This window comes from Streptomyces sp. DH24 (assembly GCF_029813775.1).
In the GTDB taxonomy this organism is placed as follows: Bacteria; Actinomycetota; Actinomycetes; order Streptomycetales; family Streptomycetaceae; genus Streptomyces.
On the sequence record NZ_JARVKW010000105.1, the window covers coordinates 1 to 501 of the forward strand.

The window sequence follows — 501 nt, forward strand, 5'->3', positions numbered from 1 at the left end:
GGTGATCGCCGGGCACGAGTCGTCGGACCTGCCGGTGGTGTTGGGCGGTGAGGACGTGGCGTGTGTGATGTTCACGTCGGGGTCGACGGGGCGTCCGAAGGGCATTCTGTCGACGCATCGCAATCTGGTGTCGACGGTGTCGGCGCAGGGGTATGCGGACTTCGGGCCGGGTGAGGTGTTCCTGCAGTGCTCTCCGGTGTCGTGGGACGCGTTCAGTCTGGAGTTCTGGGGTGCGTTGCTGCACGGCGGGGTGACGGTGCTTCAGCCGGGTCAGCGTCCGGAGCCGGCCGTGGTGGCGGACTTGGCGGTGCGGCACCGCGTCACGATGCTTCAGTTGTCGTCGAGTCTGTTCAACTACCTCACCGACGAGCATCCTGAGGCGTTTTCCACGGTCCGGGTGGTGTTCACCGGTGGTGAGCCGGCGTCGCCCACGCACATCGGCAGGCTGTACGGCCTGTATCCGAAGCTGAGGATCGTCAACGGCTACGGTCCGGCGGAGTC

General features: G+C 66.3%; 1 protein-coding gene. It reads left to right on the plus strand.

Annotated elements, in window-relative coordinates; genetic code table 11:
* On the plus strand, positions 1 to 501 hold a 501-nt coding region (locus QC282_RS32040; protein WP_279553108.1), incomplete at both ends, for an AMP-binding protein.